The sequence below is a fragment of the Isoptericola hypogeus genome (assembly GCF_039531145.1).
In the GTDB taxonomy this organism is placed as follows: Bacteria; Actinomycetota; Actinomycetes; order Actinomycetales; family Cellulomonadaceae; genus Isoptericola; species Isoptericola hypogeus.
This window is the reverse complement of sequence record NZ_BAAAPM010000003.1, coordinates 1936195-1943701: the sequence shown is the minus strand read 5'-3', so window position 1 is coordinate 1943701 and position 7507 is coordinate 1936195. Positions and strand designations below refer to the sequence as shown.

The window sequence follows — 7507 nt, the reverse complement described above, 5'->3', positions numbered from 1 at the left end:
GTCGACGCCTCGCGCTCGCGCAGCACCCGCACACGGTGGTACTCCTCGGCGAGGTTCGCCAGGTGGAAGTAGCACGTGAAGGCGCGCGCCACCTGCTCGGCACGCTCCAGCGGGAACCCGGCGACGAGATCCGCGGCCTCCGTCAGCGTGGCGCCGCCGTCGTCCGCCCCGTAGGCGCGGATGGTCAGCTCGCGCAGACGCTCGACGTCGTCGAGCAGGCCCTGCCCGCCGGCCTCGCGCAGCACCGTGCCGAGCAGGCCGCCCAGCAGGCGGATGTCCTCGCGCAGCAGCTCGGGCATCTCGTGCCGCGCGCTCACGCGTTCGATCGAGCCGGTGGATCCCAGGTTCTCGCTCACGGGACCAGAGCGTAAGCCGTCTCGCCTCCCGGGCGTCGTGGCGTCCGGCAGGTGACCCCGCCCCCCCGGCGTCAGCCCACCCAGGCCGGGTCGGCGAGAAGCGCCTGCAGCTCGTTCACGAGCCGGGCCGTGTGGAACCCGTCGGCGGCGGCGTGGTGGACCTGCACCGCCAGCGGGAGCAGCACCCGGTCGTCCCGCTCGACGTAGCGCCCGAGCGTGAAGATCGGCGCGAGGTGGCCCCAGCCGTCCCGGATGTCGAGGGTGAAGCCCGTGAACGACGCCCACGGCAGGCTGGAGACGTCGAAGGCGTTCGGCGGCGGCGGGCCCTGCGGGAAGAAGTCGACCGCCCGGCCGTGCTCGGCCAGGAGCGCGGCGGCCGCGTCGTGAAAGCTCCCGAAGTCCCGGTCGTATGCGGTCCAGACGCACGCGAAGGTCTCGCGCTGCGCGTTGAACACCGTGAAGGCAGGGTGCACCGCCGGCCAGACGGCGGGGGCGCCGTCGCCGGTCAGACACATCCGGAACTCCTCGTGCCGGTTGACGACCGTCGCGAGCGCCCAGACCTGCGCGACGTACGTCTTGCGCGCGGACCGGGCCAGCGCCCGGGCGAACGCGGTGACGTCGAGCTCGACCGTCATCGAGTACGTGCACGGCACCGCCTGGCGATAGTGCTCGAAGTGCTGCCGTCGGGGCCACGTGTCGAGGTCGATCGGGACGGGGTTCTCCATGCGGCTAGCCTCCCAGCCACCGCCCGCTCCCCCGCAGCGATTTTCGACGCGCCTCGCGGCGGCCCGAGCGAGCGCCGACCGGCCTATAGCTCCACGACCACCCCGGCATCGTCGGCACCTCCGTCGCTCGCCCGAATCTCACATCCCGACCCGGGCACGCGCGTACCCGACGGCGATCCCGGCACCGACTACCGCGAACCCGGCCCATGCCCAGCCGCCCTCGGCGAGAGGGCCGGCGAGCAGGGCGCCGACGACGGACGACCCGACGACGCCGCCGACGGCGAGCGCCAGGCCGTTGATGCCGAACCGGGTGGCGACGGACGCGGCGGGCGCGCCCGCGGCGACGACGGCGCTCATCGCGGGCTGGAACACCATCTGGCCGAGCGTGAAGACCACCATCCCGGCGACGAGCGACGCGACGCCGGGGCCGCCACCGAGGACGGCGACTCCGGCGCCCATCGCCGCGACGCCGAGCGCGAGCACCACGGGCAGGCGCAGCCTCGCCTGCAGCCACCGCGTGGCGGGCACCGTCGTCGCCAGGACGAGGACGGCGGCCGCGGCGTACACGGCGCCGACGCCGACGCTGCTGCCGAGCACGGCGTCCAGCCGCAGCGGCACGACGAGCTGCAGCTGGGTGAAGATCGCCCACGCCCCCGCGTTGAGCAGGCACAGCACCACGAGGGCCCGCCGCGCCTCGCGCCGCATCCCGCCGGACGCGGCCGGCCCGGGCTCGTCGACGACGGGCGCGGCGGGCGCGGTCGACCCGGCCCCCGGCTCCGCCGCCCGCCCGAGGCCCCACCAGGTGAGCGGCGCGGCGGCGAGGAAGAGGCCCGCCGCGACCCAGCACACGACGTCGAACCCGGTCGCGACGAGCAGGCCGCCCAGCAGCGGCCCGACGACGAACCCGGCGTTGCTCAGCGCCTCGCGCCGGGCGAAGACGTCGGGCCGCGCGCCGCCGAGCCGCGCGTACGCGGCGTAGCTCGCCGGGTGGAAGAGCGCGCCCCCGAGCCCGACGGCGAGGCCCGCGGCGCCCACGGCGACCGGCGTCGTCGCGAGGGCGAGCGCGGCGAATCCGCCGGCCCGCACGAGCACGCCCGCGACGATGGTGCGGCGCACGCCCCACCGGTCGGCGAGGATGCCCGCCGGGAGCTGCAGCCCCTGCTGCGCCCCGGCGCGGATGCCGGCGAGCAGCCCCACCAGCGCGAGCCCGAAACCCAGCCCGTCGGCCAGGTGCACGGCGAGCAACGGCACGAGCACGTAGAAGCCCGTCGCCATGACGAACGTGTTGGCGTACAGGGCGGGCATCGCGCCGCGGGGCGGAACATGCCCCGCGGCCCGGTCGTCGGGCGTCACCGGGGGCCGAGCACCTCCGCGAGCGCCGCGAGCTTGCGGGGGGTGTCGTACGCCGCGCCGCCCTCGTGCCCGTTGTACGGGAAGACCTCGATCTGCGCGGGCCCGCCGTAGCGGTGGTAGGCCGCGAACACGGTGGACGGCGGGCAGACCTTGTCCATGAGCGCCACGGAGAACCACCCGGGGCAGCGGGCGCGCGCCGCGAAGTTCGTGGCGTCGAAGTACGACAGCGTCCGCATCACGTCCTCGACCTCGAACCGGTGCCCCTTGAGGTAGCGCGCGATCTCGGAGTACGGCCCCTCGTCGGTGATCTGCGACGCGCGGCGGTAGTGGCTGAGGAAGGGGACGTCGGCGATCGCCCCGGCGAGGTCGTCGCGCAGGCCCGCGACGGCGAGGGCGAGCCCGCCGCCCTGGCTGCCGCCGAGCACGGCGACCCGGGTCGGGTCGACCTCGGGCAGCGCCTTGACGGCGTCGACGGCGCGCACGGCGTCGGTGACGAGGCGCCGGTAGTAGTGCTTGGCCGGGTCCTCGATGCCGCGGGTGAGGAAGCCGGGCGACGACGACCCGTGCCCCTCGGGCGCGACGTCCGGGGTGTCGGCGGTGGTCTTGCCGCCGCCGCCCTGGCCGCGGTTGTCCACCACCAGGTGCGCGTACCCGGCCGCGGACCACGTGAGCCACTCCCACGGCACGCCGCGCCCGCCGTTGTACCCGATGTACTGCACGACGGCGGGCAGCGGGCCGCTGCGCCCGCGCGGCAGCAGCAGCCACGCCTTGATGGGCTGCCCGGCCCACCCGGAGAACGTCACGTCGCGCACCTCGACGGTCGCCAGCCCGGCGTCGAACGGCACCGACTCCGGCTCGGACGCGGCGGCCGCCGCGGCGTCGAGCGTCTGCTTCCAGAACGCGTCGAAGTCCGCGGGCTCCTCGGGCTGGGGCCGGTAGGCGCGCAGGTCGTCGAGGGGCTTGTCGAAGAAGGCCATGCGGTGCTCCTGGGTCGTGTCGTGCGGGGGTGAGGGTGGGGCTGGTCCGTCAGGGCGCCGAGGGGCCGACGTCGGACCGCTCGAGCGGCTGCCGCACGACGGGCGCCGTGGACACCTCGTCCGCGCCCACGTCGGGCCGGACGTCGCGGGGCTGGCCGTCCAGGTCCTCGGCGAGGAACGGGTACGAGCCGACCGCGGTGTTCATCGCCGGGCCCGGACGCAGCCGCCACAGCCCGCGCGAGCGCACCAGCAGCGGGTCGACGACGCGCACCTCCCGGGGCGCGGCGTCGATGCCGAGGGTCGCGGCGCCCGTCGGATGCGCGACGTTCCCCACGTACGTCACGCCGGCGGGCTGCTTGTGCTCCACGAACAGCGGGCCGGCGGACCCGACGACGAGGTTGTCGGCCACGAGGGAGTCCACCGGCGGGTACAGGTAGTTGGCGCCGACCTCGACGTTCGACGCGTTGTCCACGAACGTGTTGTGCACGACCGTGGCGCGGTGCACGCGCCAGTGCGCCGACGTCGAGCCGGAGCCGTCCACGTCGCCGCCGTCGATCTGCAGGGCGGCCGTGTAGCCGGAGCCGGCGAGGCCCTCGAAGTAGTTGTCGTAGACGAGCTGGTCGTCGCCGTACAGCCGCACGCCGCCCGTGCCGGGCTTGCCGTCGCCGAGGAAGTAGTTCCCCTGGATGACGTTGCGGTCCCCGCGCCGCGCGACGAACGCTCCGGCCGACCGGCGGACCGTGTTGTAGCGCACCGTGTTGTCATCGCTCTTGAGCGAGACGATCTCCGGGTCGGAATCCGTGTTCTCGAACAGGTTGTGCTCGACGACGGCGAACGAGCTCGAGTCCGACAGTGCCGAGACACCGAGCCGGATCGCCTCGCCGCCGTTCACCGGTTGCGCCGCGCTGTCGCCGAACCAGTTGTGGTCGATCCGGTCGTGCTGCGAGATCTGCGTGGCCCCGCCGTAGACGGTGACGTAGTTGCCCATCAGCGTCTTGTCGTGGAACGCGTTGTGGTCGATGCGGTGGTACCCGCTGCCCTCGCCGGAGATCTGCAGCCAGTGCCGCGACGACGTCGGGTCGGCGGGCGGCTCGAACTGGAGGGCCACGTCGTTGCGCGTGAACCGTACGTGCGTGGACGCGGTGATCTTCAGCGTGGTGGCGTTGCGCCAGGTGAGGCCGCGCACGACGACGTGGCTGGACCGGGCGACCTCCATCTGGCCGGCCGTGACGACCGCGCCGCCGAGCGTCGCCGCCTCGACGACGACGGGCAGCTCGGCCGTGCCCGCCTTGTCGGCGAGCTTGACCATCGTGTACTCGCCGTCGGCGAGCACGATCCGGTCGCCGGGCGCCGCCGCCTTGAACGCCGCGGCCAGCTCGGCGCTGGTGCTCACGCGGACCGTGCGCAGCGGCGCGGGATCGGCGCTCTCCCCCGCGGGGGCGAGGGGCGAGCCGGACGCCGTCGTCTCGCCGGGTGCCGCGGCCGAGGCGGACCCGGTGGCGGTGGCGGGCGCGGCCGCGCCCAGGGACAGCCCGAGGGCCAGGGACAGCGGCAGCGCGAGGTGCTTCTTCATGGTGCTCCTCCTGAGGTCCGGGTCTTCGGGTCAGACGAACGACGCGGTGACGGTGGCGCCGCGCAGGTCGGTGGTGCGGGCGGCGATCCGCCAGCCCGCCCCTCGCCGCGTCACGGTGACTCCGGGCGCGGCGTCCACGAACCGCAGGCCGGGCCGGAACAGGTCGACGACCACCTCGGCGCGGGTCTGCGTCGGGTCGCTCACCGCGACGGTGGTGGGCCGGGTCCACCGGGTGGTGGCCCGGGAGGCGTGCACGACGACGGACGCCGGGCCGTCGGCGCGCAGCGCCCCGCCCTCCCCCGGCTCCGCGGCGCCGAGGGGCACCGAGGCGGCCGCCCAGAAGTTCGCCGCGAGCGTGCCGCCGAGCTGGACGGCGTGGACGTCGTCGTCCTGCGCGAGGATCCGCAGCCCGGCCGCGGTGCCGCAGGCCCCCGCGAACCGACGTGTGCCCTCGGCGTCCGCGGCGGGGAGCATGACGTAGGCGTACGACGCCGCGGCGGGCGCGGCGCCGTGGTCGATCCAGGCCGTGACGTACGGGCGGGTCACCGGCGTGTCCGTGCCGTACTTGACGTTGATCTCGCGCCACGTGTGCGTGCGGTCCTCGCGCAGTGCGCGCAGCCGGGCACCGCCGGGAAAGACGTAGCCCGCCGTACCCGCGAGGTGGCACCACCGCACGTCGTCGAGGTCGGCCGACCACCCGTCGGCGACGCCCTGGTCGACGCCGTCGACGACGAACGCCGCGCCCTCGCGCACCTTGCGGTTCTCCACGACCGTCTCCACCCCGCCGGCCGCGGGGGCCGCGATGCCCGATCCCACGCAGACCACGGCGTCGTCGAGCAGGAACCAGCTCTTGAGCGCCCGCAGGTCGGAGCCGCGGGCGCGCAGGTCCTGGCCGTAGGCGGCGAGGGTGGCTCCGGGCAGCGCGGCGCCACCCACCCAGGTCGCGTCGTTCGTGGCGCGGAAGTCCGCGCTGTTCTCGAGGCGCGCGGTGTCGACGGTGGTGCCGGGCAGCCGGTACGGGTCGACCGTGGGCCAGTAGTCCTCGCTGTAGTGGCCGAGGTCGTCCGTGTAGAGCAGCACCATGCCGTCGGACAGGTGCCAGCCGTGCAGGTTCTCGTTCTGGATCGACTCGTAGTTGTAGACGCGGCTGGAGTACGCGCTGACGCTCACCGCGAAGCGCGGCCGGTGGTGCACCGCCTTGTCCATCGCCGGGAACTGCCGGTGCGCGACGAGCGCGCCGCGCGGCGTCGGTCCCGCGGCGAGCAGCGCCGTGGCGGCGACGACGGACGCAGGCGTCGTGACGGCGAGGAAGTCGCGGTAGGTGTCCTCGGCGACCCACTGGGCCACGAGGGAGGTGAGGGTCGCGGCCTGCGCCGCGGGGGCCGACGGGATGAGGCGCAGCGTGCCCTCGATGACCGTCTGCGTGGGCGCGTGCCCCTGCTTGCTGGGCCGCGCGATCTCGCGCCCGCACACCGACGCGACCATGTCGCCGCGCACCATGAGCGGGTCGAAGGCGTCGGTGACCCAGGCGTAGACGTTGGCCAGTGCCGGGTCGGTGACCTGCCACGGCGAGTCGCCCAGCAGGTGCAGCAGCGACGACAGCGTGCCCAGCAGCTCCTTGCCGTAGCCGCCGTTGTACGGGTGCTTCCAGTGCTGCAGGAACGAGCCGTCGCGGAAGAAGCCCTCTCCCGTCCCCTCGCCCTCGGCGGTGCCGCCGTCGACGAAGGCCAGCACGCTGTTCGCACCCCCGCCGTCGACGTCGCTGAGGGCGTCACGCACGCGCAGCAGCGCGGCCTCGTCGCCGTCGAGGCACGCGCGGACGGCGACGACGGTCGCGATCCATACCCGGTTGGCGCCGGTGGCGATCTGCCGGTCGGCCCGCCACAGGTTGGGGTCGGGCGTGTAGTGGTCGATGGCGGCCGTGCTGCGGGCGAGCGCGCCGCCCAGGTGCTCGCGCAGCACGACGAGCGTGTCGGCCAGCGCCGACGCGGAGCCGATCTCCCAGTCCCAGTCGTTGTCGAACCTCGGGATGCCGGGCCCGTACACGTGGTCGTGCATCCAGGAGACGCCGTCCGCGACGGCACCCGCCACCGCCGCGTCGCCGGCCACCGACGTGCCCGGCGTCGCCCAGGCGACGGCGATCGACCGCAGCCGCTTGAAGGTCGTGGTGACGGTGTTGGACCGGGTCCAGTCGGCCAGGTCGGGCCACAGCGCGGCGCGGCCGGCGGACCGGTCGAGCGTGGCGAGGACGGTCGTGGCCGCCCTGTCGACGCGGCGCACGGCGGCCGCGACGTGCGCGTCGCCCAGGTCGAGCCCGGGGCCGCCGGTCTGCAGCACCGCCCACCGCTCGACCAGCTCCGCCGTGGTCGAGGCGGGCACCGCCCGCGCGGGCAGCGGCAGGGCGGGGGCCAGCGCCGCCGCGCCGGCGAGGGCGCCGAACCCGCGCAGCACGCTGCGCCGGGTCGGGCCGCCTGGGCGTGCGGGCATGCTCATGGTGTCGTTCTCCATCACGATCCCTCTCGT

Annotated in this window: 6 protein-coding genes; all 6 read right to left on the bottom strand. The window is 75.0% G+C overall.

Going from position 1 to position 7507, the window contains the following annotated elements:
* On the bottom strand, positions 1-356 hold a 356-nt coding region (locus ABD254_RS10950; protein ID WP_425553716.1), incomplete at its 3' end, for a phosphoenolpyruvate carboxylase.
* A gap of 71 nt (positions 357-427) precedes the next feature.
* Positions 428-1081 (bottom strand): type A chloramphenicol O-acetyltransferase, encoded by a 654-nt coding sequence (gene catA, locus ABD254_RS10945; protein WP_344248385.1) that lies wholly within the window; start codon positions 1079-1081, stop codon positions 428-430.
* Positions 1082-1219: 138 nt separating this feature from the next.
* On the bottom strand, positions 1220-2434 hold the full coding sequence (locus tag ABD254_RS10940; protein WP_344248384.1) for an MFS transporter: 1215 nt from the start codon (positions 2432-2434) through the stop codon (positions 1220-1222).
* Positions 2431-3411, bottom strand: coding sequence for an acetylxylan esterase (locus ABD254_RS10935; protein ID WP_344248383.1), 981 nt, complete (start codon positions 3409-3411; stop codon positions 2431-2433). The genes ABD254_RS10940 and ABD254_RS10935 overlap by 4 nt, the downstream gene beginning before the upstream one ends.
* 49 nt (positions 3412-3460) lie before the next feature.
* Entirely contained in the window at positions 3461-4984 is a 1524-nt protein-coding gene (locus tag ABD254_RS10930; RefSeq protein WP_344248382.1) for a polysaccharide lyase 6 family protein, read from the bottom strand.
* A gap of 30 nt (positions 4985-5014) precedes the next feature.
* A complete protein-coding gene (locus ABD254_RS10925) occupies positions 5015-7471 on the bottom strand; it encodes a polysaccharide lyase 8 family protein (protein ID WP_344248381.1) in 2457 nt (818 codons plus the stop codon).
* Positions 7472-7507 lie beyond the last annotated feature (36 nt).

Excerpts from the sequence above, each read along its gene's own strand:
- catA (WP_344248385.1), bottom strand. The coding sequence starts at position 1,081 with ATGGAGAACCCCGTCCCGATCGACCTCGACACGTGGCCCCGACGGCAG.
- ABD254_RS10935 (WP_344248383.1), bottom strand. The coding sequence starts at position 3,411 with ATGGCCTTCTTCGACAAGCCCCTCGACGACCTGCGCGCCTACCGGCCC.
- ABD254_RS10930 (WP_344248382.1), bottom strand. The coding sequence starts at position 4,984 with ATGAAGAAGCACCTCGCGCTGCCGCTGTCCCTGGCCCTCGGGCTGTCC.
- ABD254_RS10925 (WP_344248381.1), bottom strand. The coding sequence starts at position 7,471 with ATGCCCGCACGCCCAGGCGGCCCGACCCGGCGCAGCGTGCTGCGCGGG.